Source organism: Limnobacter sp. (assembly GCF_046297615.1).
Taxonomy (GTDB): Bacteria; Pseudomonadota; Gammaproteobacteria; order Burkholderiales; family Burkholderiaceae_B; genus Limnobacter.
Genome location: NZ_JBKBHM010000003.1, coordinates 339,912 through 363,085, shown reverse-complemented (window position 1 = coordinate 363,085; position 23,174 = coordinate 339,912). Strand labels below are relative to the sequence as shown.

General features: G+C 59.9%; 22 protein-coding genes. 9 read left to right on the top strand and 13 right to left on the bottom strand.

Translation table 11 applies throughout. The annotated features are described in order from the left end of the window. The first annotated feature begins 42 nt into the window (after positions 1 to 42). The gene (locus ACK4FF_RS08780) at positions 43 to 1,248 is read left to right on the top strand and encodes an ankyrin repeat domain-containing protein (RefSeq protein ID WP_409707555.1); all 1,206 of its coding nucleotides are present in this window, start codon (positions 43 to 45) and stop codon (positions 1,246 to 1,248) included. Here the strand turns inward: ACK4FF_RS08780 and ACK4FF_RS08775 are convergent. Further along, positions 1,217 to 1,789, bottom strand: a complete 573-nt coding sequence (locus ACK4FF_RS08775; protein ID WP_409707552.1) for a cob(I)yrinic acid a,c-diamide adenosyltransferase — start codon at positions 1,787 to 1,789, stop codon at positions 1,217 to 1,219. The two genes, ACK4FF_RS08780 and ACK4FF_RS08775, sit on opposite strands and share 32 nt — an antisense overlap. Before the next feature lie 288 nt (positions 1,790 to 2,077). Between ACK4FF_RS08775 and thiC the strand changes: the two genes are divergently transcribed. Then, complete coding sequence (gene thiC, locus ACK4FF_RS08770) at positions 2,078 to 3,994, top strand: phosphomethylpyrimidine synthase ThiC (protein ID WP_409707549.1); 1,917 nt, start codon at positions 2,078 to 2,080, stop codon at positions 3,992 to 3,994. A 264-nt stretch (positions 3,995 to 4,258) separates the two neighbouring features. Next, positions 4,259 to 5,572, top strand: coding sequence for a hemolysin family protein (locus ACK4FF_RS08765; RefSeq protein WP_409707546.1), 1,314 nt, complete (start codon positions 4,259 to 4,261; stop codon positions 5,570 to 5,572). Positions 5,573 to 5,671: 99 nt separating this feature from the next. On the opposite strand, the gene ACK4FF_RS08760 is transcribed toward ACK4FF_RS08765, so the two are convergent. The 3 genes from ACK4FF_RS08760 to ACK4FF_RS08750 form a co-directional block, all read right to left on the bottom strand. Further along, the gene (locus tag ACK4FF_RS08760) at positions 5,672 to 6,874 is read right to left on the bottom strand and encodes a CsgG/HfaB family protein (protein WP_409707543.1); all 1,203 of its coding nucleotides are present in this window, start codon (positions 6,872 to 6,874) and stop codon (positions 5,672 to 5,674) included. An 18-nt stretch (positions 6,875 to 6,892) separates the two neighbouring features. Then, on the bottom strand, positions 6,893 to 7,219 hold the full coding sequence (locus ACK4FF_RS08755; protein ID WP_409707540.1) for a hypothetical protein: 327 nt from the start codon (positions 7,217 to 7,219) through the stop codon (positions 6,893 to 6,895). An 84-nt stretch (positions 7,220 to 7,303) separates the two neighbouring features. Continuing rightward, positions 7,304 to 7,888 (bottom strand): hypothetical protein, encoded by a 585-nt coding sequence (locus ACK4FF_RS08750; RefSeq protein WP_409707538.1) that lies wholly within the window; start codon positions 7,886 to 7,888, stop codon positions 7,304 to 7,306. A gap of 286 nt (positions 7,889 to 8,174) precedes the next feature. Between ACK4FF_RS08750 and nadA the strand changes: the two genes are divergently transcribed. Together nadA and nadC are read left to right on the top strand one after the other, a co-directional pair. After that, positions 8,175 to 9,326: a quinolinate synthase NadA gene (nadA, locus tag ACK4FF_RS08745; RefSeq protein WP_409707535.1), complete on the top strand. Its 1,152-nt coding sequence runs from the start codon at positions 8,175 to 8,177 to the stop codon at positions 9,324 to 9,326. Beyond that, positions 9,323 to 10,192, top strand: coding sequence for a carboxylating nicotinate-nucleotide diphosphorylase (nadC, locus tag ACK4FF_RS08740; RefSeq protein ID WP_409707532.1), 870 nt, complete (start codon positions 9,323 to 9,325; stop codon positions 10,190 to 10,192). The genes nadA and nadC overlap by 4 nt, the downstream gene beginning before the upstream one ends. A 16-nt stretch (positions 10,193 to 10,208) precedes the next feature. On the opposite strand, the gene nadB is transcribed toward nadC, so the two are convergent. The 5 genes from nadB to thiS form a co-directional block, all read right to left on the bottom strand. Continuing rightward, on the bottom strand, positions 10,209 to 11,813 hold the full coding sequence (gene nadB, locus ACK4FF_RS08735) for an L-aspartate oxidase (RefSeq protein WP_409707529.1): 1,605 nt from the start codon (positions 11,811 to 11,813) through the stop codon (positions 10,209 to 10,211). 68 nt (positions 11,814 to 11,881) lie between these two features. Then, positions 11,882 to 13,588: a putative bifunctional diguanylate cyclase/phosphodiesterase gene (locus ACK4FF_RS08730; protein ID WP_409707526.1), complete on the bottom strand. Its 1,707-nt coding sequence runs from the start codon at positions 13,586 to 13,588 to the stop codon at positions 11,882 to 11,884. 93 nt (positions 13,589 to 13,681) lie between these two features. Further along, a complete protein-coding gene (gene trmB / locus ACK4FF_RS08725) occupies positions 13,682 to 14,416 on the bottom strand; it encodes a tRNA (guanosine(46)-N7)-methyltransferase TrmB (RefSeq protein WP_409707523.1) in 735 nt (244 codons plus the stop codon). Further along, the gene (locus tag ACK4FF_RS08720) at positions 14,413 to 15,216 is read right to left on the bottom strand and encodes a thiazole synthase (RefSeq protein WP_409707520.1); all 804 of its coding nucleotides are present in this window, start codon (positions 15,214 to 15,216) and stop codon (positions 14,413 to 14,415) included. Before ACK4FF_RS08720 ends, trmB begins: the two co-directional genes overlap by 4 nt. 48 nt (positions 15,217 to 15,264) lie before the next feature. Beyond that, positions 15,265 to 15,465: a sulfur carrier protein ThiS gene (gene thiS, locus ACK4FF_RS08715; RefSeq protein WP_409707893.1), complete on the bottom strand. Its 201-nt coding sequence runs from the start codon at positions 15,463 to 15,465 to the stop codon at positions 15,265 to 15,267. Positions 15,466 to 15,557: 92 nt separating this feature from the next. On the opposite strand from thiS, the gene arsS reads away from it, so the two are divergent. Then, positions 15,558 to 16,514, top strand: coding sequence for an arsenosugar biosynthesis radical SAM (seleno)protein ArsS (gene arsS / locus ACK4FF_RS08710; RefSeq protein WP_409707517.1), 957 nt, complete (start codon positions 15,558 to 15,560; stop codon positions 16,512 to 16,514). On the opposite strand, the gene ACK4FF_RS08705 is transcribed toward arsS, so the two are convergent. Next, positions 16,478 to 17,824, bottom strand: a complete 1,347-nt coding sequence (locus ACK4FF_RS08705; RefSeq protein ID WP_409707514.1) for a hypothetical protein — start codon at positions 17,822 to 17,824, stop codon at positions 16,478 to 16,480. The two genes, arsS and ACK4FF_RS08705, sit on opposite strands and share 37 nt — an antisense overlap. Continuing rightward, a complete protein-coding gene (locus ACK4FF_RS08700) occupies positions 17,824 to 17,988 on the bottom strand; it encodes a rubredoxin (protein WP_409707511.1) in 165 nt (54 codons plus the stop codon). The genes ACK4FF_RS08705 and ACK4FF_RS08700 overlap by 1 nt, the downstream gene beginning before the upstream one ends. Before the next feature lie 126 nt (positions 17,989 to 18,114). Between ACK4FF_RS08700 and ACK4FF_RS08695 the strand changes: the two genes are divergently transcribed. From ACK4FF_RS08695 to hemL, 3 genes are read left to right on the top strand one after another with little or no spacing between them, the layout of a single operon-like run. After that, entirely contained in the window at positions 18,115 to 18,936 is an 822-nt protein-coding gene (locus ACK4FF_RS08695) for a hydroxymethylpyrimidine/phosphomethylpyrimidine kinase (protein WP_409707508.1), read from the top strand. After that, complete coding sequence (gene thiE / locus ACK4FF_RS08690; protein WP_409707505.1) at positions 18,933 to 19,616, top strand: thiamine phosphate synthase; 684 nt, start codon at positions 18,933 to 18,935, stop codon at positions 19,614 to 19,616. The genes ACK4FF_RS08695 and thiE overlap by 4 nt, the downstream gene beginning before the upstream one ends. Before the next feature lie 22 nt (positions 19,617 to 19,638). Further along, a complete protein-coding gene (hemL, locus tag ACK4FF_RS08685) occupies positions 19,639 to 20,925 on the top strand; it encodes a glutamate-1-semialdehyde 2,1-aminomutase (RefSeq protein WP_409707502.1) in 1,287 nt (428 codons plus the stop codon). Here hemL and ACK4FF_RS08680 read toward each other — a convergent pair. Continuing rightward, complete coding sequence (locus ACK4FF_RS08680; protein ID WP_409707499.1) at positions 20,915 to 21,556, bottom strand: hypothetical protein; 642 nt, start codon at positions 21,554 to 21,556, stop codon at positions 20,915 to 20,917. The genes hemL and ACK4FF_RS08680 overlap by 11 nt on opposite strands. 54 nt (positions 21,557 to 21,610) lie before the next feature. Next, positions 21,611 to 23,140 (bottom strand): cryptochrome/photolyase family protein, encoded by a 1,530-nt coding sequence (locus ACK4FF_RS08675; RefSeq protein WP_409707496.1) that lies wholly within the window; start codon positions 23,138 to 23,140, stop codon positions 21,611 to 21,613. Positions 23,141 to 23,174 lie beyond the last annotated feature (34 nt).

Genomic DNA, 23,174 nt, shown 5'->3' with positions numbered 1-23,174 from the left:
TCGTACAGCGCACCACTGATTTGCTTTGGGGTTGGTACTTCCATGCTGCTCAGTCGGGTTGATGTTTCCTCTTTTTCCGCCCTTGGCACCGGCCAAAGCAATCTCCACCGGGATAACGTGGAATCCGGGCTGGTGGCCTCGTTATCGGCTTTGGCGCTCAGTTTGCCGAGTGAGGCAGTTCCGGGCCCGGCTCAGTCTTCCCGAATCAGTCCAGTCAATGGGCCGGGTCAACAGAACCCCATCGCCAATGATGACTTCTACGAAGCCATCAAGGATGCGGTGCTCAGCGCGACCCGAGATTCCCGTGAATTTGCGGACGCTTTGCAGAGGGCATTGAGCACTGCGATTGTCGAACAGCGTCCCGATGTGATGTTGTACGTGTTGAACAAGGGGGCCAATCCCAATCGCCTGTGCCCCAATCTGAGTGTCTTGCCCTTGCATTTGACTGCTCAGATTGGGCATGCCGAATGCCTGGACCTTCTGCTGGCTCATGGTGCAAAGCCTGACGCCTTGGGGGTGTTTGGAGAGACAGCCTTTCACCATGCAATGCGTAGTCCAAGCCCCGATGTACTCATCAAACTGGCGGGCCTGGGGGTGTCTATACATGCGCGCGATGTCGATCAAGTCAGTCCGCTGAACATGGCCTCTGCCTTGGGCAAAATGGAGCATATCAAAGCGTGTCTGGGGCTGGCCAAGGCTCAGCCTCAGGCTAGCCCCGCAACCGGGGCTGCACAGCGCCAATGGGTTCGGGTGCCCAATACTCGTGAGTCGGTGCCACTGACTCCGGCCGATAGGGGCCATGTGTGGGTGTTGAATCAGATTCAGCGTTCATTTGTACAACAGGCCGACCAACAACAACTTCTGCAAGTAACGCTGTGCAATGCAATCCTGTTGAGTCAATTGGACTTTTGCCGCTATCTTTTGTGTGCGGGCGCACAGGCCGATCGTCCCGATGGTCTTGAGCGTTATCCGATGCATTTGGCTGCGGCCTCGGGCCATGCCGATCTGATTGAGTTGATGCTCAAGCGATTCGTCAATCAAGGTGGAAACAAGCATTCACTGCTTGACCAGCAGGACGTAAAAGGCTTCTCCGCCTTGCACCATGCGGCTCAGCACAAGCAGTGGGATGTGTGTCGTTTGCTGCTCAAGTTCGGGGTCAATGCGCAATTGCGTGATCTTCAGGGGCGACGGGCAATTGACCTTGTACCCTGTCACCTCAATCCGATTCCGACGGGGCAGGCCGGTTAAAGCCTTTTTTCCACTGCACATCTTGAACCCCCGCTTGGTGGTGAATCCATCGGGCGGCCACAAACAGGAAGTCAGACAGGCGGTTCAAGTAATGCACCAAGGCCTCGGGCGTGTCTTCGGTGCTGCGCAGTTCAATGACCACACGTTCGGCACGGCGGCACACGGTGCGTGCAATGTGGGCGTACGCCGAGGCACGGCTGCCGCCGGGCAGAATGAATTCCTCCAAGCGTTTCAGGGGTTCATTGAAGGTTTTGATTAGGCCATCCAGCCGGGCCACCGCAGTGTCGGGAAACACATCGTAGCCGGGCATGCACAGAGCCGCTCCCAGGTCGAACAAATCGTGCTGAATGCGGGTCAGCTCGGTGGCCAAGGCCACTGGCAGTGGCTCGGTCAACAAGAGGCCCAAGTGTGAGTTGAGCTCGTCCACATCGCCCATGGCATGCACCCGCAGGGCAGTTTTGGACAGGCGTTCGCCGGTGGCCAGGCCTGTGGTGCCGTCATCGCCGGTGCGTGTTGTGATGCTGGAGAGTCGATTGCCCATGGTGGAATGTGCGTATGGTCAGAGTTGAATAAAAACCGGGACTTGCCGGGGGTGAGGCTTTGACCCACCCCTTCCAAGCCCTATACTTGGAGTTTAACGCAGGGGTCCTGGCGAACACTGTCGCCGGGTGAGAAAAACCCTCACACCTGTGCAGGTAATGCTGTTCGCAGGAAGCGGTCTTTATGGGGAAGCTGCAGCCTTCAGGCAGCCCGTTCCACCCCCTCAAGCTCACTTCTGGCGCGCACGGCCTGCAGGCTCACCCTGCTGACCCGTTTCCCAGGAGTAGTCATGAACGCCAATCCCGATTTCCTCGCAGCAACCGCCAAAGTGGACGAAGCGGCCATTCAGCCCTTGCCCAATTCCCGCAAGGTGTATGTGCAAGGCTCACGCCCGGACATTCAGGTGCCCATGCGCGAGATTACACAGGATGCAACGCCCACAGCCTTTGGTGGCGAGCAAAACCCGCCCATCTACGTGTACGACTGCTCGGGCCCCTACACCGACCCGAATGCCAAAATTGACATCCGTTCGGGTTTGCCCAGCGTGCGCGGCAACTGGATTGAAGAGCGTGGCGACACCGAGGTGTTGGCGGGCCCCACCTCCCACTACGGGCAAGAGCGCTTGGGTGACCCCAAGCTGGCCGAGTTGCGCTTCAACCTGACCCGCCAGCCGCGACGCGCCAAAGCGGGCAAGAACGTGACGCAGATGCATTACGCCCGCCAAGGCATCATCACTCCCGAGATGGAATACATCGCCATCCGTGAAAACCTGCGCCGCCAGGAGTACATCGACAGCCTCAAAGCCCAAGGTGGAAAAACCGGCGAACGCATGGCCCAGTTGCTGTTGCAACAGCACCGTGGCGAATCGTTTGGGGCTGCCATTCCTGAGCAGATCACGGCTGAATTTGTGCGCGAGGAAGTGGCCCGTGGCCGAGCCATCATTCCTGCCAACATCAACCACCCTGAGCTTGAGCCCATGATCATCGGGCGCAACTTCCTCGTTAAAATCAACGCCAACATCGGCAACTCCGCAGTGACTTCCTCGATTGGCGAGGAAGTTGAAAAAATGACCTGGTCCATCCGCTGGGGTGGTGACACCGTGATGGACTTGTCCACCGGCAAGCACATCCATGAAACCCGGGAATGGATTCTGCGCAACAGCCCCGTGCCCATCGGCACGGTGCCCATTTACCAAGCGCTGGAAAAGGTCAATGGCAAGGCCGAAGACCTGACCTGGGAAATTTTCCGCGACACCTTGATTGAGCAAGCCGAACAGGGTGTGGATTACTTCACCATCCACGCGGGTGTACGCCTGGCCTATGTGCCCATGACTGCGAACCGCATGACCGGTATCGTTAGCCGTGGTGGCTCCATCATGGCCAAGTGGTGCCTGGCCCACCACACTGAAAGCTTCCTGTACACGCATTTTGAAGACATCTGCGAAATCATGAAGGCCTACGACGTCAGCTTCTCGCTGGGCGACGGCCTGCGTCCTGGTTCCATATACGACGCCAACGACGAAGCCCAGTTGAGCGAGCTGCGCACGCTGGGTGAGTTGACGCAGATTGCCTGGAAGCATGATGTGCAGGTGATGATCGAAGGCCCGGGCCACGTGCCCATGCAGTTGATCAAGGAAAACATGGACATTCAGTTGAAGGAATGCCATGAGGCCCCGTTTTATACACTGGGCCCACTGACCACGGACATCGCCCCGGGTTACGACCACATCACCAGTGGCATTGGGGCGGCGCAAATTGGTTGGTACGGATGCGCCATGCTGTGCTACGTCACCCCCAAAGAGCACTTGGGCCTGCCCAACAAGAAAGACGTGAAGGACGGCATCATCACCTACAAGATTGCCGCCCACGCAGCCGACCTGGCCAAGGGCCATCCGGGTGCTCAGGTACGGGACAATGCGCTGTCCAAAGCCCGGTTTGAGTTCCGTTGGGAAGACCAGTTCAACCTCGGTCTCGACCCGGACACCGCGCGTGAATTCCACGACGAAACCCTGCCCAAGCAAAGCATGAAAGTGGCGCACTTCTGCTCCATGTGCGGCCCGCACTTCTGCTCCATGAAGATTACGCAGGACGTGCGCGATTACGCCGAAAAACTCGGCGTGAGTGAAAAGGAAGCCCTGTCCAAAGGCATGGAAGAAAAATCCGTGGAGTTTGTTAAAAAGGGCGCCCAGGTTTATCACAAGATGTAAATCCCGGGAGTTCGTGCAAAAAACCGGCCAGAACAAGGCGCTTGGAGGCAACTTCAAGCGCCTTTTTCACATTGTGGGATTTTGGTTTGACACCAACCCAATCCCTTTGTAGCATTGGACCGTGTTTTTTTAAGACTAGGAGTAGTTCGGGCTTTCCCGACCGCTTATGGACAGTTCCAGTTGGCGACGACCCGCTCGTTTCCCCCACCGTTGTTCTTCCCCCCTTGATTTCCCCACACTTGGCCTGAAACCTGGAGAGCGCACATGGAAGTGCTGATTCTTCTGGGCTTGATTGTGCTCAATGGCCTGTTTGCGATGTCTGAAATAGCGCTGGTGACTGCGCGCAAAGCCCGATTGGCCAAGTTGGCCGCTGACGGGGACACCGCCGCCGAAGTCGCCTTGAAGCTGGGCGAAGACCCCACCAAATTTCTGTCCACCATTCAGATTGGCATCACGTCTATTGGCGTGCTCAGCGGTATTGTCGGTGAAGCCGTGCTGGCCAAGCCGCTGGCCGTCTGGATGCAAAAGGTGGGTATTGATGTTGACGTGGCTGATGTGTCCTCCACGGCCATTGTGGTGGTGTTGGTGACCTACGTGGCCATTGTCGTCGGCGAATTGGTGCCCAAGCGCCTGGGCCAGATCAGCCCAGAGATGATTGCCCGCTTGGCGGCCCGCCCCATGCAGGTGCTGGCGGTGGCCACCCGCCCATTCGTGGTGTTGCTGACCTATTCCACCCGTGGCCTGCTGCGCTTGTTGGGCGTGAAAGAAAACACCGACAGCGGCGTGACTGAAGAAGAAATTCACGCGATGCTGGACGAGGGCTCTGTCTCCGGCGCGATTGAACAAACCGAGCACACCATGCTGCGCAACGTGTTCCGGTTGGACGACCGCCAGTTGGGCTCGCTGATGATTCCTCGTTCGGACGTGCTGTTTCTGGACATCACCTTGCCCAAGGAAGAAAACCTGAAGCGAGTGATTGAGTCCGAATACTCCCGTTTTCCCGTGTGCGATGGGTCGCCCGACCGATTGTTGGGCGTGATTCATGCCAAACAGGCGCTGGCTTATGCCGCACAAGGCAAGCTGCCCGATTTCACCACGGGTTTGCAGGCCTGCGTGTATGTGCCTGAAACCCTGACGGGAATGGAGTTGCTGGAGCAGTTCCGCACCAACAGCATGGACATGGCCTTTGTGATCGATGAGTACGGCGAGCTGGAAGGCATTGTCACCCTGCACGACTTGATGGAAGCCCTCACGGGCGAGTTCAAGCCCCGCAATGTGGAAGATTCATGGGCGGTGCAGCGGGAAGATGGTTCCTGGTTGCTGGATGGTGCAATTGCCATTCATGAGCTGAAGGACACCCTGGCCATTAAGTCGGTGCCCGAAGAAGAGAAGGGGCGTTACCACACCCTCAGCGGTATGGTGATGCTGCTGACAGGCCGCCTGCCCAACACTGGCGATGTGGTGGAGTGGGACGGCTGGCGCTTCGAAGTGGTGGACATGGACCAGAAGAGGATCGACAAGATTTTGGCCTCACGCATGCCCGAGCCTGTTGAAGGGGATGTGGATGAGGTCGGCTGACCTGACACAGCCTGCCTGAAATGATCTGACCAGAAACGACAAAGGGCCCTTCTAGGGCCCTTTGTTTTTTTGCTTGATTCAACCGGAGGGTTGGCTTGCTTACCGCAGCACAGGGCGATTGCCGTACAGCATTTTTTCCTGCATGGCCCGGTTGGACGCGTTGCCGCCAGGGGCTTCCGGGTTGGCACCGGTGTTGAACAGACCGTTCAGTTGTTGGACTTCTTCACCTTTGGCGGGCGGTGTGTTGCCCGTGAGTTTTGGAAACTCGCCCAAGGGTACGGGCTCGCCGGTGGCTGGATCAATCATCACGCTTTCTGTGCCACCGTTGCTTGGGGCTGTACGGGCAGGGCTGGCGGCGATTGCTGGTGCAGGCGCCACAGGAGGCTGCGCTGCAGTCGAAGTGCGAGCCGTGGCATTGGTGGTGGTGGTCGCAGCACTGCTGGCTTTGGCCTGCTCGTTGGCAGGGTTCAGCATTCGCATGCAGTGTTGGGCAGGCAGCTTGTTGCTTTCGGCAATCATGTTGAACACCGCCTGTTCAAGCACCATGCGCACCCCTTTCTGAATGGGTTCCTGAGTGCGTTCAGCCGCGTTGATGTCGACCAAACCGTCAGAGAACAGGCGGAAGTAGCCGCCGTTCAGTTCCGTGCCGATGATCTGCTTTTGGAGGCTTTGCGTGTTCACGATTTCAAGGGTTTTGGTGTTCACCAAGCGCAGGTCAACCGCCACGTTCATGACGAAGTAACGCGCGCCCATGCCCACAAAGCGCAGGGTGCTTTCAAAGCTGCCGCTGCGGATGTTGTAGTTCACTTCAGTGACGCCACCGACGATGTGGTAATCGGACCCTGGCAGAGAACCCGAGAAAATTCGACGGTGTTCACGGGTTTCCGTGTTGTCGGTGATCAGTTTGTTGTCAGCGTACTTCAGTTCCATGTCGGCGATGGAGGTGTCAAACCGCTCCACCATGGGCACCCCTGTGCGGCTGAGGGCAGAAATCACCATGAGGGCTGCACCTTGGGTGATGCGTTTGCCGTTGGTGAGGTCTTCCTTGCCGCTGAAGTCCAGCACCTTGCCCACTGCGTAGCGCTTGGCTGCGGGGCCCTTGCTGCTGACCAGTGGGCGCAGGCATTCCAGCGGTTTGCTGTAGCGCGTGGTGTTTTCCTGAACACTGGCGCCATCGATCGGGCTGACATATTCCGGCTGGCTGAAAGACGGAATGGTGGTGCAGGCGGTGGCGGCCAGGGCCAGCGTGCTGACGAGGGACAGGCGCAACAGGGTTTGGGCAGGGTGCATGGTGGTTGACATCGGTTGGTTCACTAAAAATCAGTCCAGGCCACCGATGGTTGCCCGTTGGGAACCGTTGTTGATCTGGGTCGCGTAAATGGTGATGGTGTTGTTGCTGCCTTGGGTGTCTACGCTGATCAGGTTGCCGATCGCGGTAGACGCAAAGCCGAATCCGGGGGATTCCACGTTGACCCGGTTGAAGCGGGAGTCGCGGCGGCCACTGACAGCGCTGTCAATGTCGACCACGCTGGTGCGGCCCAACGGGGTTTCGTAAGCATTCACATTGCCCTCAAAGGTCGCCTGGGCAAACACTGGGCTGGCCAGGGTGGCTGTGATCAGGGCAGTGAGGATTGTTGGTGTTTTCATCGTAGGTCCTTGGGGTGGCTCTGTCAGTGAAGACAGGCCTGATGTACAGCGTGTGTTGTCATCAGGCCGTCTGAAGTTCCGCGGTTAGCGCACAGTACGTACGGCGATGCTGTTGCCGATGGCTGTGGCGGTTGCGGTCAGCTTGGTGGGGTCGTAGCGGAAGTTGACGCTGGCCACGCCGTCACCCACGTTGCACTGTGCGATGGACAGGTCAGACAGGCTGGTGCCTTGGTTCAGAATGGACACGGAGTTACCGATGGCCAGTGCTTCCAGTTCAACTTGACCTGTTTTGGAGTTCAATGATTGCAGCACTTTCACGTTGGCCAGTTGGTCGCCGTTGCTGGTCTGGTTGATGTGGCGGATGTTGGTTGTGCTGCCAGTGTTGACTTCGAAGTTGGCAATGTTGCCCACTGCGGTGGCGGCGGCGGTGATGTCACCGGTGTTGGTCATCTTGACGTTGTCCAACTGAACGTTGGCCAGACGGTCACCGGTGTTGCTTTGGATGTAGATGCCTTTGGCGTTGGGGCTCAGGTAGTAGCTGGTGTCAAAGTTCACTTCCACGTTGGTGCGAACGTCGCAGTCAGCGCCGACGCAGGTGGCGGATGCGGCTGTGTGGATGGACATGAATGCGGCCAAAATGGACAGGGCCGATACGGATTTTTTCAACATGCTGGATCTCCAGGGACTTGAGGCTCAGGGGACACAGGCCACCGGGACTGGTGGTCCTTCCGGTGTGCTTGAGCTGGCGCACACCATAAATCGCAAAATTGCTCCAACTGAGTGGGGGAAAAGTTCCGAAAGTTCGAGTTATGTCCCGATCAGGATGGGGGCTACGCCAAGCAGGGGCGCTCGTTGGAGGATGTTCACTTCCCAGGGTGACAGCTTCATTCCTGATTAGTGACCCGGTGCAGGGGGAGGTACAATGGAGGCTTGCCAGTTGAGGTCGCCTTTTCACATGAATGCTGAAGTCATCAAGCCCGTTGAATTTGATATGCCCCTGGCCGACAGCCCAGCGGCCAGTTGCAGGCCGTCACAGGCGTGGGCCCGCGTGCCCCGACAGCCGGCAGCCGAGGAAAAGCAGGCGCTGAAAGCGGAAATCCGAGAATTGCTGAAGGCCCGTGATGCGGTGCTGGTGGCCCACTATTACGTGGACGCCGAATTGCAGGACTTGGCCGAGGAAACTGGCGGTTGTGTTTCCGATTCCCTGGAGATGGCCCGTTTTGGCCGTGAAAGCGCACACCGCAACCTGGTGGTGGCGGGCGTGCGGTTCATGGGCGAGACCAGCAAGATTCTGAACCCTGAAAAGCGGGTGTTCATGCCCGACCTGGAGGCCACCTGCTCGCTGGATTTGGGTTGCCCAGCCGACGAGTTCACCCGTTTTTGTGACCAGCACCCCGACCGCACCGTGGTGGTGTACGCCAACACCAGCGCAGCGGTGAAGGCCAGGGCAGACTGGATGGTGACCTCCAGCATAGCCTTGGACATTGTTGGGCATCTTCATGCGCAGGGGCAGAAAATTCTGTGGGCGCCTGACCGGCACTTGGGCCAGTACATCCAGCGCCAGACCGGTGCAGACATGATGATGTGGCAGGGTTCCTGCCTGGTGCACGATGAATTCAAGGCCGAGGAGTTGAAGCTGCTGAAGGCCCAACACCCGGATGCCTTGGTGTTGGTTCACCCGGAGTCCCCGAAAGAGGTGGTGGAGCTGGCCGATGTGGTGGGTTCAACCACGCAGTTGATTCGCGCCACCCAGACGCCGGGGGTGAACACTTACATTGTGGCCACGGACAACGGCATTCTCCACAAAATGCGCCAGTTTGCGCCAGACAAGGTGCTGATTGAAGCGCCCACGGCCGGCAATTCCGCAACCTGCAAAAGCTGCGCGCATTGCCCGTGGATGGCCATGAATGGCTTGATCAACCTTCGGGATGTGCTCAAGACCGGGTTTGACACCGGTGCCGGTGAGGTGCATGTGGACCCAGCCGTGGGCCAGCAAGCCTACCGATGCATTGACCGCATGCTGGACTTTGCTAAGAACAAGGGAATCTCTGGCCCACGCGGGCAGGGCCGCTTGGAGCAAGCCCATCGCGGAGTGGGGCCAGCATGAGCGCGCGTAACGCTTTGTTTCTCTCCTTCGGGCCTGCGCTGGAATTGGCCTTGCTCAAGAATGTTCACGATGCGATTGCCGAGGACATGGGCAATACGGATTGGACAGGCCTTCTGGTGCCCGAGGACCGCTGGTGCACAGCGCAACTGCTGTGCCGTGACCAAGCCGTGGTGTGCGGGCAGGACTGGTTCACCGAGGTGTTTCGGGCGCTGTGCCCACAGGCCAAGGTGCAGTGGTTGGTGGCTGAAGGCGATGAGGTCAGCCCCAACACGGTGGTGTGTACCATCGACGCTTTGGCCCGCCCGCTGTTGACCGCTGAACGGTCGGCCATGAATTACCTTCAACTGCTGAGCGCCGTGGCCACCCGAACCCGGCATTTTGTGAAACTGGTGGAAGGCACCAAGGCGTCGATTCTCGACACCCGCAAAACCCTGCCCGGCATGCGTTTGGCCCAGAAGTATGCGGTTCGTGTGGGCGGCGGAGAGAACCAGCGCCTGGCGCTGTACGACGGCATTCTGATCAAGGAAAACCACATTGCAGCAGCAGGGGGCATTCCCCAGGTATTGGCCCATGCCCACAGCGTGGCGCCAGCGCAGGTGACTGTTCAGATTGAGGTGGAAAGTTTGGCCGAGCTGGAATTGGCGCTCAAGAGTGGTGCCAAGTCGGTGTTGCTGGACAACTTTGATCTGCACATGATGCGGGATGCGGTCGCCATGGCTCAAGGCCAAGCCATTCTGGAAGCATCGGGTGGGGTGAATGAGTCCACGGTGCAGGCGATTGCCCAAACCGGCGTTGACCGGATTTCGATTGGTTCACTGACCAAAGACATTCAGGCGGTGGACTATTCGCTTCGGGTGCAGGGCTGAGCAAGCCCTGGCCCATTCACGTCGATTTTTTGCGGCCCCGTTGCAACACCGTGGGGAAAGCCCGGGGCAAGGTGCCTTGGTAATCGGCGCTGTAGTGCAAGCCCCGGCTTTCTTTGCGGCTTAGGGCGCTGGTCACGATCATGTCGGCGACATCCACCAGGTTGCGCAGTTCCAGCAAATCGCGACTGACGCGGAAGTGGCTGTAGAACTCGGTGATTTCATCGCGCAGCAGTTTGATGCGGTGCTGGGCCCGCTCCAGCCGTTTGTCGGTGCGCACAATGCCCACGTAGTTCCACATGGTTTGGCGCAGTTCGGCCCAGTTGTGTGAAATCACGACTTCCTCATCGGGGTCGGTCACGCGGCTTTCATCCCACTCTGGCAGGTCCATGGTTTCCCGATGGGGCTTGGACAGAATGTGGCTGGCCGCCGCTTTGCCCATCACCACGCATTCCAGCAGGCTGTTGCTGGCCAGCCGGTTGGCACCGTGCAGGCCGGTGTAGGCGGTTTCACCCACCGCGTACAGGCCTGCAATGTCGGTGCGGGCATTGAAGTCGGTGACCACCCCGCCGCAGGTGTAGTGGGCCGCTGGCACCACGGGAATGCCTTGACGGGTGATGTCGATGCCCAGTTCAAGACAGCGTTGGTAAATGGTGGGGAAGTGTTTTTTCAGCTTCTCGGCCGGTTCATGGCTGATGTCCAAGTACACACAGTCCAAACCGCGTTTTTTCATTTCAAAGTCGATGGCGCGGGCCACCACGTCGCGCGGGGCCAGTTCGGCCCGTTCGTCATGGGCGGGCATGAAGCGGGTGCCATCGGGCAGTTTCAGCAGGCCACCTTCACCACGCACGGCTTCGGTGATGAGGAAACTTTTCGCATAGGGGTGGTAGAGGCAGGTGGGGTGGAACTGGATGAATTCCATGTTGGCAATTCGGCAGCCGGCCCGCCAGGCCATGGCAATGCCGTCGCCGGTGGCTGTGTCGGGGTTGGTGGTGTAGTTGTACACCTTGCCTGCGCCGCCGCAGGCCAGCACGATGTAGGGGCAATTCAGGGTCAGTACGCGCTGGGTGTTTTCGTCCAGCACGTAGGCGCCAAGAATGCCGGCCTTTTTCTCGTTCAATCGGTCGCCGGTGATCAGGTCGATCACCATGTGGTGTTCAAACAAGGCAATGTTGGGGTGCTGGCGCACTTTGGCTTCCAGCGCGGTTTGTACGGCGTCCCCGGTGGCATCAGCCACGTGGAGAATGCGGCGGTGGCTGTGGCCCCCTTCGCGGGTCAGGTGAAAGCCATTGGGCTCGGCGCTGGGCGCGTCGCCGTCGTCCGGTGAAAAGGGCACCCCTTGTTCCACCAGCCAGTCGATGGCGGTGGAGGCGTTTTCCAGAATGAACTGGACTGAATCCCGTTCGCACAGGCCACCACCGGCGATGAGGGTGTCCTGCACGTGCTCGGCCACGCTGTCGGCGGGGTCCCGAACTGCGGCGATGCCGCCTTGGGCCCAGCGGCTGGCGGTTTCGGAGACGGAGCGTTTGCAGATGATGGCGACACGCAGGTTGTCGGCCAGTTGCAGTGCGGTGGTCAGCCCGGCCAAGCCGCTGCCGATGACCGCAACATCGAACTGTTTCATGAGGTGGGTACTGCTTAAGGGTTGTCTATGACGACATCATAACGAAACCCGCCTGAGTTTGGGGTCACTCAGGCTCGCTGGATGAGCTCTTCGGACTCGGTGCCCAGCCGGTTGCCCACCAGGTGCTTGATGGAGAATTCTTCGTAGGGCATGGGTTTGGACAACCAATAGCCTTGTACGTAATCCACGCCCAGTTTGCGGACCACTTCAAATTCGCCGTCGTGCTCCACGCCTTCGGTGGTGACCACCAAGCCCATGGTGTGGCCCATCTGGATGGTGGATTCGAGAATGATCTGGCTGTCCAGGTCGATGTCGGCACCTTGCACCAGGCTGCGGTCGATCTTCAGTTCGGTGACCGGGAAGCGCTTGAGGTAGGCCAGCGAGGAGTAGCCTGCGCCGTAATCGTCGATGGCGATTTGAAAGCCCATGTCGGTGAGGGCGCGCAACAGTTCCAGCGCATGTTCCGGGTTGCGCATGGCTGCGCTTTCGGTGATTTCCAGCGTGATGTGTTTGGCGGCGTGCGGGTTGGTGGCGTGCAGGGTTTCAATGTAGTGAAGCAGGCCGTCGTCGTCCAGGTCCATGGCGGACAGGTTCATCGACAGGCGAATGTTTTGTTCGGAACACAGGTTGCTGACTTCATACACTTTGCGGACCACCCAGCGGCTGATGTCACGGATCAACCCGGTTTGTTCGGCCAGTTCGATGAAGGTGCCCGGAGGCAGCAAACCGCGTTCAGGGTGGTTCCAGCGCAGCAGCACCTCTGCTTGGTTGATGCTGTTGGTGCGCAGGTTGAGTTTGGGCTGGAAATGCAGGCAGAACTGGTCGGCCAGCAGGGCAGCTTTCAGTTCGGAAATCAGCCCGAGGCGCTGGCTGGACCGCAGGCGCATGCGGGGCTCGAATTCAAGCGCAGCTTGACCGGTTTTTTGGGCCACTTGGCGGGCCAGCTCGGCGCATTTGAGCAGTTGGTCGGGGTGTTGGGCGTGGGCTGGGTAGTGGGCATAGCCTGCATGGGTTTCCAGGTCGAGCGTGTAGTCGTCCACCCGAACCGCGCCTTTGAGCAGGCTGTGCAGGCGTTGGCTGTCCCAGGCTTGGCGAAACTCGCTGGTGGGCAGCAGCAGGCAGAAGTGATGGCCGTCCAGCCGGGCCACAGTCAGGTTGTCCTGACACAGGCGGCGGGCTTTTTGCGCCATTTTCACCAGCACCTGCTCGGCCATGTCGTGGCCCAGCACTTCCTTGATGCTTTCAAAGTTGTCGATGCCCCAGACGAACAGGCTCAAGGGCTCGCGGGCCATGCTCATGCGTTCGGTCAGGGCCAGGTTTAGAAAGGCGCGGTTGTCCAGCCCCGTGAGTTGGTCGGTGTAGGCAGTGCGCCGAATCTGGGAGTCGCGTTCGTGCAGGTGGCGCGACATGATGCGAAAGGTGTTGGACAGCAGGTCGATTTCCCGGATTGGGCTGGAGGGGAAGTCTTCATGCAGGTCGCCTTCGATGAGGCTCAGGGCCTGTTCGTTCAGCCGGCGAAGGGGACGGATGACGGCTTGGTTGATCCAGAACACCATCAAGATGGCCAGGGTGCCAAGGACGGCGGGCACTGGCCAGCCATGGCGTTGATAGGCGTCCTCGATGGGGGTGTGGCTCAGCAGCAGGGTGAGTAAACCGCCAATGAAAATGCCGAGCCCGGAGACGATCCAGATCAGACTGGCGCTCATGGGGCGCGGTGCGCTGGCGTTGGGCTGCTGCGCAACCACGCGGGAGGTGAGTCGACGTTGACCGGACATGGGACGACAGGCGGGGCCACAAACACCCTGATTAAAACAAAGGTGCTGTGGGCAGCCCTATACCGCAAGCGGGTCGGGTTAGTCCAAGGTGGGTCAGCGTTTGCGGGCGAGCAGGTCCCAAACGCCGTGGCCCAGGCGCAGGCCGCGTTGCTCGAATTTGGTCAGTGGACGGTCGCTGGGCCGGGGCACATAACTGTCACCGCCAAGGTTCTCCCAGTCGGGCGCTGCGTTGATGACTTCGAGCATGTGCTGGGCGTAGTTTTCCCAATCGGTGGCGCAATGCAGAACCCCGCCCGCTTTCATTTTCGGGGCCAGTTTGGCCATGAAAGCGGGTTGAATGAGGCGCCGCTTGTGATGGCGGGCTTTGCGCCAGGGGTCGGGAAAATAAAGCAGCACTTTGTCCAGGCTGCCGTCGGGGATCATGTGGTCCAGCACGTCCACCACATCGTGGGAGATGATTCGGATGTTCTGGAGCCCTTGCTCCTCAATTTTCTTGATGAGTGACCCCACACCTGCGGTGTAGATTTCAGCGCCCAGGTAATTCACTTGGGGGTGCGCTGCGGCAATTTGTGCCGTAGTCTCGCCCATGCCAAAGCCGATTTCCAGCCAATTGGGGGCCCCTGTTCGGCCCCAGTGCTGTTCAAAGTTGAGCAGGGTGGGGGTGTAGGGGATGCCCCATTGCGGCATGCCTAGTTCGAAGGCTCGTTCCTGCGCTTTGGACAGATGGCCTCGCCGTTTGGCAAAGCTGCGAATGTGCCGGTGGCGCAGGGGGTTGTCGTCGTTCGGTGATTCCGTTGGGGCGGCGGCTTGGAGTGGTTCTGTGTTCATGGTTTGCGGCTGCCGATCACGCCCTCGGTGGGGGAGGATGGGCTGGCTGAATAGAATTTTTTCGGCATTCTACCGGCCAGATAGGCTGCGCGGCCCGCTTCGGTGGCCAATTTCATGGCGTAGGCCATACGGACCGGGTCTTGGGCTTTGGCGATTGCGGTGTTCATCAGCACACCTGCACAGCCCAGTTCCATGGCTACGGCGGCGTCGGATGCGGTGCCCACGCCGGCGTCCACGATCACGGGAACCTGCGCTTTCTCCAAAATCAATTGAATGTTCCAGGGGTTCAGGATGCCCATGCCCGAACCAATCAGCGAGGCCAGGGGCATGATGGCTTTGCAGCCCACGTCTTCGAGTTTGCGGGCGTAGATGGGGTCGTCCGAGCAATAGACCATCACTTCAAACCCATCGGCCACCAGTTCGCGCGCGGCAATCAAGGTTTCTTCCATGTCGGGGTACAGGTTGTTGGGGTCCCCCAATACTTCCAGTTTGCACAGGTTGTGGCCATCCAGCAGTTCGCGGCCCAGGCGCAGGGTGCGCACCGCATCGGCTGCGGTGTAACAGCCTGCGGAATTGGGCAGGTAGCAGAACTGATCGAGGGGCAGCGCGTCCAGCAGGCTGGGTTCATTGGCGTTTTGGCCAATGTTGGTGCGGCGGATGGCCACAGTGACGATTTCTGCACCGCTGGCCACAATGGCATCGCGGGTTTGGGCCAGGTCGGCGTATTTGCCGGTGCCCACCAGCAGGCGGCTGTGGAAGGTGCGGGAACCGACGGTCCAGGTGTCCTGGGGCTGTGTCATGGGGTACTGCTCCGGTAGGGGTTGATCAGGTTGTGTGTGCCGAAACCATTAGCCGCCGCCCACAGCCACCACAATTTCCAGCACCGCACCGTTGCTCAGTGGGGTAGTGTTGTGCCGGCTTTTGGGCACGATTTCGCCGTTCATCTCCACTGCGAGGCGCTTGCCCGTCAATTGAAGTTGGGCCAGCAGGGCGTCGATGGTGCTGCCCTCAGGCAGGCTGTGGGACTGGTTGTTCACGGTGATCTGGATCATGGGCGTGAAGGCCGGCAATTTGTGGGATGATGAGTACTTCAAGTGTGTTGCCTCATTATCGCACCGCACGAGCGCCTTACGGAGTCCCCATGCATTCAGTGGTTCATTTGCTCAAATCCACCCGTTTTCCTGCGGTACAGCGCAGCCGCTTGGACACGCTTCAGGTCAACCTCGGTTACCTGTGCAACCAGAGCTGCACCCACTGCCATGTGAATGCAGGGCCCAAGCGCACCGAGTTGATGCAGGGCCCCTTGGTGGACCGATTGATTGCCCTGATGCAGCAGGGTTGGGTTCGCCAACTGGATTTGACAGGCGGGGCCCCGGAAATGAACCCGGAGTTTCGGCGCTTGGTGGTGGCGGCACGCCGTGCAGGTGTGCATGTGATTGACCGATGCAACCTGACGATTCTGAGTGAACCCGGTTATGAAGACCTGGCTGAATTTTTGGCGGACCATGAGGTTGAAATTTACGCATCCTTGCCCTGCTATCTGGAGGACAATGTGGACCGCCAACGGGGCAAGGGCGTGTTTGACGCCAGTATTCGTGGGCTTCAGCAATTGAATGCGCTGGGCTATGGCCGAGACAAGGTGATCAACCTGGTGTTCAACCCTCAGGGGCCCAGCTTGCCACCACCGCAGGCGGCCTTGGAGGCCGATTACAAGCGGGTGTTGGCTGAAAAGTTTGATGTGGTGTTCAACCGGCTGGTGACCATCACCAACATGCCGATTGCCCGGTTTGGCAGTACCTTGATCAGCAAGGGCACCTTTGACGGGTACATGGACACGCTGAAGTCTGCCTACCGGGAGTCAAACCTGGAGGCGGTGATGTGCAGAAGCCTGGTGTCCGTGGATTACCAAGGCGTGCTGTATGACTGCGACTTTAACCAACAATTGGGCTGGCCGATTCGGGATGAACAGGGCCGTGCTTTGACGCTGGACGACCTTGAGGCCAACAGGCTGGATGCGCTGCCCGTGGTGGTTGGGGAGCATTGCTACGGTTGCACCGCCGGTCAGGGCAGCAGTTGTGGTGGCGCGCTGGCGGCCTGATTGTGCCCTTGCCGGATCAAGCGGCGGGCGAGCACCAGTGCGGCTTCGGAGTCGCGTGAGGCGTGCTCGGTGTATTGCTCGATCTGGTCCAGCAGATTGGCCCAGGCGGTGTGGTTCACTGCCAAAAATTCAGCCAGCTTCTGACTTTCAATCTGGCCCATGTTGATCTTCTGGCTGGCCAGCACCAGCCCCTCAATGGCCTCTTTGAGGGCCATCTGGCTTTGCTCCACCAAGCCCTGAAGGTGTGTTGTGCGGTCGGCTTCAGTCAGGCCCAGTTCAATCTGGGTGCTGTCAATTTGGGTCAACAACTGTCGGCTGACTTCCCCGGCTTTGCGCAGGCCTTGCGCGGCCAGCCGGATGTCCTGACGCAGCCCTTCCAGTTGTTGCTGCATCAATTGCATGTGGCTGTCTGCCTGCACGTGCCGCTGTTCGCTGTTCAACGCGGTTTTGGCCACTTGCGTGCCTTGGGCCGACAGTTGGTGAAATGATTTGGCGAAACTCAACACGGATTGACCGCTTTGGTGCAGTTCCTGCAACTGCTGGCCCAGGCGAATCAGGTCTTGCCTGTCCGCTGGGTCGCGGGCTTTTTTGAGTGCCTGGGTCAGGCCTTCCAGCGCACTGTGGGCCCCTTCCAGCCGCAGTTCCTGCTGGCTTTGGGTGTTCAGGGCCTGGCCCAAGATCACGATGCGTCGGTTCAAGGCCTGCGTTGCGCTCAGGTTCCACCATTTCAGCAGCAGCGCAATGGCCAGAATGCCCAGCAGAGCGGACAAACCGGTGAGCAGAATGGCCCAGCCGTTGGACACCTGGACCAGATGCAGCCGGATGCTGCGCACCCGCTCGAGGCCGTTCAGGCGCGTGTCGCTTTCCAAACGGCGGCGGTCATCGGGGGAAAGGTCCACACCGCCCACGGGCTTGCCCAGCGCCTCAATGGCTTGGGTGGTGAGTTGTTGCAGGGTTTGCGCGTGAATGGCGCCGAACCACCGCGATTCCTCTTGACCACGGCTGACCGATTGACCGAATTCAAGCAAACCTTTGAGTGCCCATGCGGGCAGCGATTCGATCTGGTTCCGGTTCAGTTGGGTGAGTTCGTCTTGCAGGCGGCTTTCGACCAAAGCAATTTGTGCCAAACGCTTGGCTTGCAGGGTGATGCCTTGCTGGTGAGCCCACCAAGCCGCCAACGCAAGCAGCGCTGCCAGAACGCCCAACAGGGCACCCATCATCCCCAACCTTTGGATGAGCAGGGGGGAAGCCAGCCTGGGCTCGACAGTGTCCGTAGCGGGGGTAGTGCGGGCCTGGCTGGTTTCGGGCATCAGATCTGGGTCATTTCGAAGTCTTCTTTGCGGGCGCCACACTCGGGGCAGACCCAGTTGGGCGGAACGTCATCCCAACGGGTGCCAGGCGCGATGCCTTCCTCGGGCAAGCCCTTGGCTTCATCGTATACCCATCCGCAAATCAAGCAAATCCATGTGTTCATGTCTGAGACTCCAGCAACTGCAAAGCCCGCATTCGCAGGCGGGCCGCCAAAATGATTTTTCAACCGGTGGATAATACTCAGTTTGATCCCCGCGCGGTCTGCGTGCGGGCCAATTTTGAGTGTTCAATGTCGATTCGAGTCCCCTTGGTATTTACGTTTTCTGCTTCCGACCCCACCTGCGGTGCCGGGATGCAGGCCGACGCCCTGACGCTGGCTGCCATGGGGGTTCACCCATTGACTGTCCTGACCGGGTTGACCGCGCAAAACACGGTGGGTGTGGCCTGGTTTGAGCCTGTGGATGAGCGCGCGATCAACCGCCAACTGGACGTGTTGCTGGATGATGGGCTTGCCCCTTCGGCCATCAAGGTGGGCGTGTTGGGCAGCACAGCCGCTGTGGATGCGGTGTTTCGATTGAAAACTGAATACCCGGACGCCCCCTTGGTGGTGGACCCGGTCAGGGCGTCGGGCCGTGGAGATGCCCTGGGTGCCGCTGCCGTGTGGTCTGCGATGCAAGCGCGGCTGTTCCCCTTGATCGACCTGATCACCCCCAACTGGCCCGAGGCGCAGGCGCTGACCGGGCAAAGCACCCCTGCCGATGCCGCCGCCAGCCTGTTGAATCAGGGGGTTCGGGCGGTGTTGATCAAAGGGGAGCACCTGGACGAGGTGGATGTGGTGAACCGCCTGTATTGGGACCAGGAAGGGGAGGTGGCAGAGCAGGCCTTTCCGTGTGCCCGCTTGCCCCACCAGTACCATGGGTCCGGCTGTACGTTGGCCAGCGCCTGCGCCGGGGCCTGGGCTCAGGGTTTGAGCCTGAACGATGCCGTGGGCTTGGCGCTTGAATTCACCTGGCAGGCCCTAAGCCATGGGTTTGCGATTGGCCAGGGGCAGCGCATTCCCGACCGCCTGCACCTGATGCAACAACTGGCCCAAGGCCGGGGGGAATCATGAGTCCGTACGCCCAACGTGTGATTCGCGGCGTGTATGCCATCACCCCGGAGGTGGGCGGTTTGTGGACCCGGCAAGCGGTACTGGATTCAGTTCAGGCTGCGCTGGAAGGCGGTGTGCGCCTGTTCCAGTGCCGACAGAAAAACTGGCCGATGGATGAATTGGGCGAGTTTGTGGCTGACCTGTGTGATGTCTGCATGCCCTACAGTGCCCATTTGATTGTGAATGATGTGTCTGCGGAATCGGTGGTGCACTGGAATTTGCCGGGTGTGGATGGGGTCCACTTGGGGCGTGACGATGAGCCTGTGGATTCAGCCCGACACACTTTGCCTGCGGGCCTGCTGATTGGGGCCTCTTGCTACAATGAGCTGGACCGGGCTGAGCGTGCCGTGCGCAAAGGGGCCGATTACGTGGCTTTTGGCGCTGTGTACCCCAGCACCACCAAACCTGCTGCGGTGCGCGCCCCGTTGGAATTGCTGGGCCAAGCCCGCGCCCTGGGCGTGCCGGTGGTGGCCATTGGTGGGGTTGCCCTGCACAATGTGGCACCCTTGCGCGCCGCTGGGGCGGACGCTGTGGCTGTGGTGTCGGGCTTGTTTGGTGGGGCGGAAGAGCGGCCTGACGCCCTGAAGGTGCTGAACCGTGCCCGGGCCTGGGTGGAAGAATTCGAAACGGCCAAGCCGTGAAATTGCCTGTTGGAGAAGTGGAATGTCCCGCAATGAGTTGTTGTTTGAACGCGCCCAGAAAACCATTCCCGGGGGTGTGAATTCCCCGGTGCGGGCGTTCAAGTCGGTGGGGGGAACACCCCGGTTTTTCAAGCGGGCCAATGGCCCTTATGTGTGGGATGCGGACGACCGCCAGTACATCGACTACATCGGTTCGTGGGGGCCAGCGGTGCTGGGCCATGCGCACCCTGAGGTGATTCGGGCAGTGCAGGAGGCGGCTGTGGGTGGCCTGAGCTTTGGTGCACCCACTGAGGCTGAAATTGTGATGGCGGAAACGCTGTGTGAAATGCTGCCCTCCATGGAGCAGGTTCGTTTGGTGAGTTCAGGCACCGAAGCCACCATGAGCGCCATTCGCCTGGCCCGTGGTTTCACCGGACGGCCAACCATTGTGAAGTTTGAGGGTTGCTACCACGGCCATGCAGACAGCCTGTTGGTGAAGGCCGGTTCGGGGCTGCTGACTTTTGGCAACCCAACCTCCGCCGGTGTGCCGGAAGACTTTGCCAAACACACCCGCGTGCTGGACTACAACAATGTGGAACAACTGCATGCCTTGTTTCAGGCCAGTGGCGACCAAATTGCCTGCGTGATTGTGGAGCCTGTGGCGGGCAACATGAACCTTGTTAAACCCACCCGCGAGTTTTTGCAGGCACTGCGCGACCTGTGTACTCAACATGGCAGCGTGTTGATTTTTGATGAGGTGATGACCGGCTTCCGCGTGGGCCCGCAGGGCGTGCAGGGGGTGTACGGCATTACCCCTGACTTGACCACCCTGGGCAAGATTATTGGCGGAGGCATGCCGGTGGGGGCTTTTGGTGGCCGCCGGGACATCATGGCCTGCATTGCGCCGCTGGGCCCTGTGTATCAGGCTGGAACCCTGAGCGGCAACCCTGTGGCGGTGGCCGCAGGGTTGACCACCCTGAACCTGTTGAAGCAACCCGGTTTTTACACCACGCTGGAAAGCCAGACCGCCAAACTGGTGGATGCCTTTGAGGCTGCAGCCAAGGCTGCGGGTGAGCCTGCGTTCTGTGCCGACAGCATTGGCGGCATGTTCGGCGTGTATTTCAGTGAGGCGGTGCCGGCTTCATTTGCGGAAGTCAGCGCCAGCAACCGCGAGCGCTTCAACCGTTTCTTCCATGCCATGCTGGCTGAAGGCGTGTACTTGGCCCCGTCGGCCTTTGAGGCTGGGTTTGTGTCGGTCACCCACACCGATGCTGTGATTCAAGCCACCGGTGCAGCGGCTCAACGGGCCTTCGAGGCCATCAGGGGTTGAGGCTGGCTGGGTCCACCGTCAGTTCGCTGTCGGTGTGGCACAGCGGTGCGCCGAGCGTTTCGTCGGCGAGGCTGACTGAGCAGAACACCCAGAACGCCTTGCTGCGCACCGGGCTGTATTCCAGCACGAACTCGACGGCTTCCCCGTTCACTTCCAGGCGCTCAACCCGAACCCCGGCGTGGCGCTGCAGGTCGACCATGCGGCCTTCCTGAGTGGCCAGTTGGCCTTTGAGTTGCAGTTGGTCCAGCAGGGCCATGGTGCGAGGCTCAAACAGCTCCAGCACCAGAAGTGGGGTGTCCCCAGCCTCGCTGGCCTTGCCCCGGTTGGCGTCCACCTGAATCAGGCGAAGAATGGCGCCGGTCATGGTGCGTTCCGTGGTGAGTTCAGCCACGTTGGCAGCCACATAGGGCTGGGCCGCACCGCGTCGGGCATTGCTGGCGGGCTTGGTGTTGTTCGATTCAGCCGGCTTGGACCCCGATTTGGCGCTTGCTTTGGTGGATGCCTTGGTGGACGACTTGGCGGGTATTGTGTCCTTCGTCTGTTTGGCTTCGGTGGGGCTCAGCAGGCCTAGCGTGGCCCATGCCAGGGCCAGGCTGCACAGCGCCCGGCGGGTTGAGGGGAAAGTGGCCACGGCAGGGAATCCATGAATTCAGACCCCATTAAGTGGCCACTGCAGCCCAAGGGTTCAGTCTGCTTCGGGTGTGCTCTTTTTCACCACTGCGTATCGCTCCAGTGTTTTTTTGCGGGCGAAGTCGTGGTCGACCACCGGCCTGGGATAGGTTTCACCCAGCACCACATGGGCGGCTTGCAGCTCAAGCGGCGGGCAGGCCCACGGGGCATGAATCACCTTGTTGGGCAATTTGGCCAGTTCGGGGCAGTATTTGCGGATGAATTTCCCTTCGGGGTCGAATTTCTCGGACTGATTGACCGGGTTGAAGATCCTGAAGTAGGGCTGAGCATCGCAGCCGCTGCTGGCCGCCCACTGCCACCCCCCGTTGTTGGCTGACAAGTCGAAGTCGTTCAGGTGGTCGGCGAAATAACGCTCGCCCCAGCGCCAGTCGATGCCCAAGTCTTTGGTCAGAAAGCTGGCGGTGACCATGCGCAAGCGGTTGTGCTGGTAGCCCGTCTGGTTCAGTTGTCGCATGGCTGCGTCCACCAGCGGGTAGCCGGTGCGGCCTTCGCACCAGGCTTCAAACAGGCGTTGGGCTTTCTCGTCGGCGTCCCAGACGATCAGGTCGTACTCCGGCCTGAAAGCGTTCTGGGCGGCATCGGGCCGGTGGAAAATTATCTGGAAATAAAAGTCACGCCATATCAGTTCATTGAGCCAGCCCATGGCTCCTTCGCTGCCATTGGCCTGAAAACGCTCCCACGCGGCCCGGCCGCAGCGGCGGACGGAAACCGTGCCAAAACGCATGTGCACGGACAGGTAGCTCACGCCTTTGACGGCGGGGAAGTCTCGCGCGGTTTTGTAGCGGTCGATGCGGGTCAGGAAGTCGTCCAGCGCGGCCAAGGCCCCCTGTTGCCCGGGGGTCACCAACTCAAGAATGTTGGTGGTTTCAAACCCCATGGCTTGCAGGCTGGGCAGTGGCGGTGGGCTTGACGGTTTGGCCAGCACACCCGAGGCCAGGCGCTGGGCGCTGGGGTAAGCGGTGAGGTGAAATGGGTCGAGCTTTTTCAGGCAGGCGTTTTTGAAGGGGGTAAAGACCGAGAAAAATTTGCCGCCTTGGGTCAGCACTTCATCTTCTTCGAAAAGCACCGTGTCTTTGAAGGTGTAGAACGGGCAGCCCTGGTCGGCCAGGGTTTGGCGCACCGAGGCATCCCGTTCACGGGCGGCGGGCTCGTAGTCTTTGTTGGTGAACACGGCCTGCGCACCCAACTGCTGGGCCAACGCGGGAATGGCTTGCGCGGCCGGTGCATGAAGCACATGAAGGTCGCCCCCGGCGGCCTGCAGTGTGGCTTTCAGTTCGGCCACGCTGTGCCAGATGAATTCCACACGACGGTCGTTTTTTCGGGGCAGCGCGTCCAGAATTGTGCGGTCAAACACAAACACCGCATGCAGGGCTTTGCAGTGTTTGAGGGCATAAAACAGGGCGGCGTTGTCGTCGGTCCGCAAGTCCCGCCTGAACCACATCAAACCGGTGTGGACCGGGGTGACGGCAGGTTGGGTGGACAAGGGGTGATGGGCAAGGCTGGATGGGTTGACTGCTGGGGCCATAAATACGTCCGGTGGGCGTGGGGTTACTGCAAAA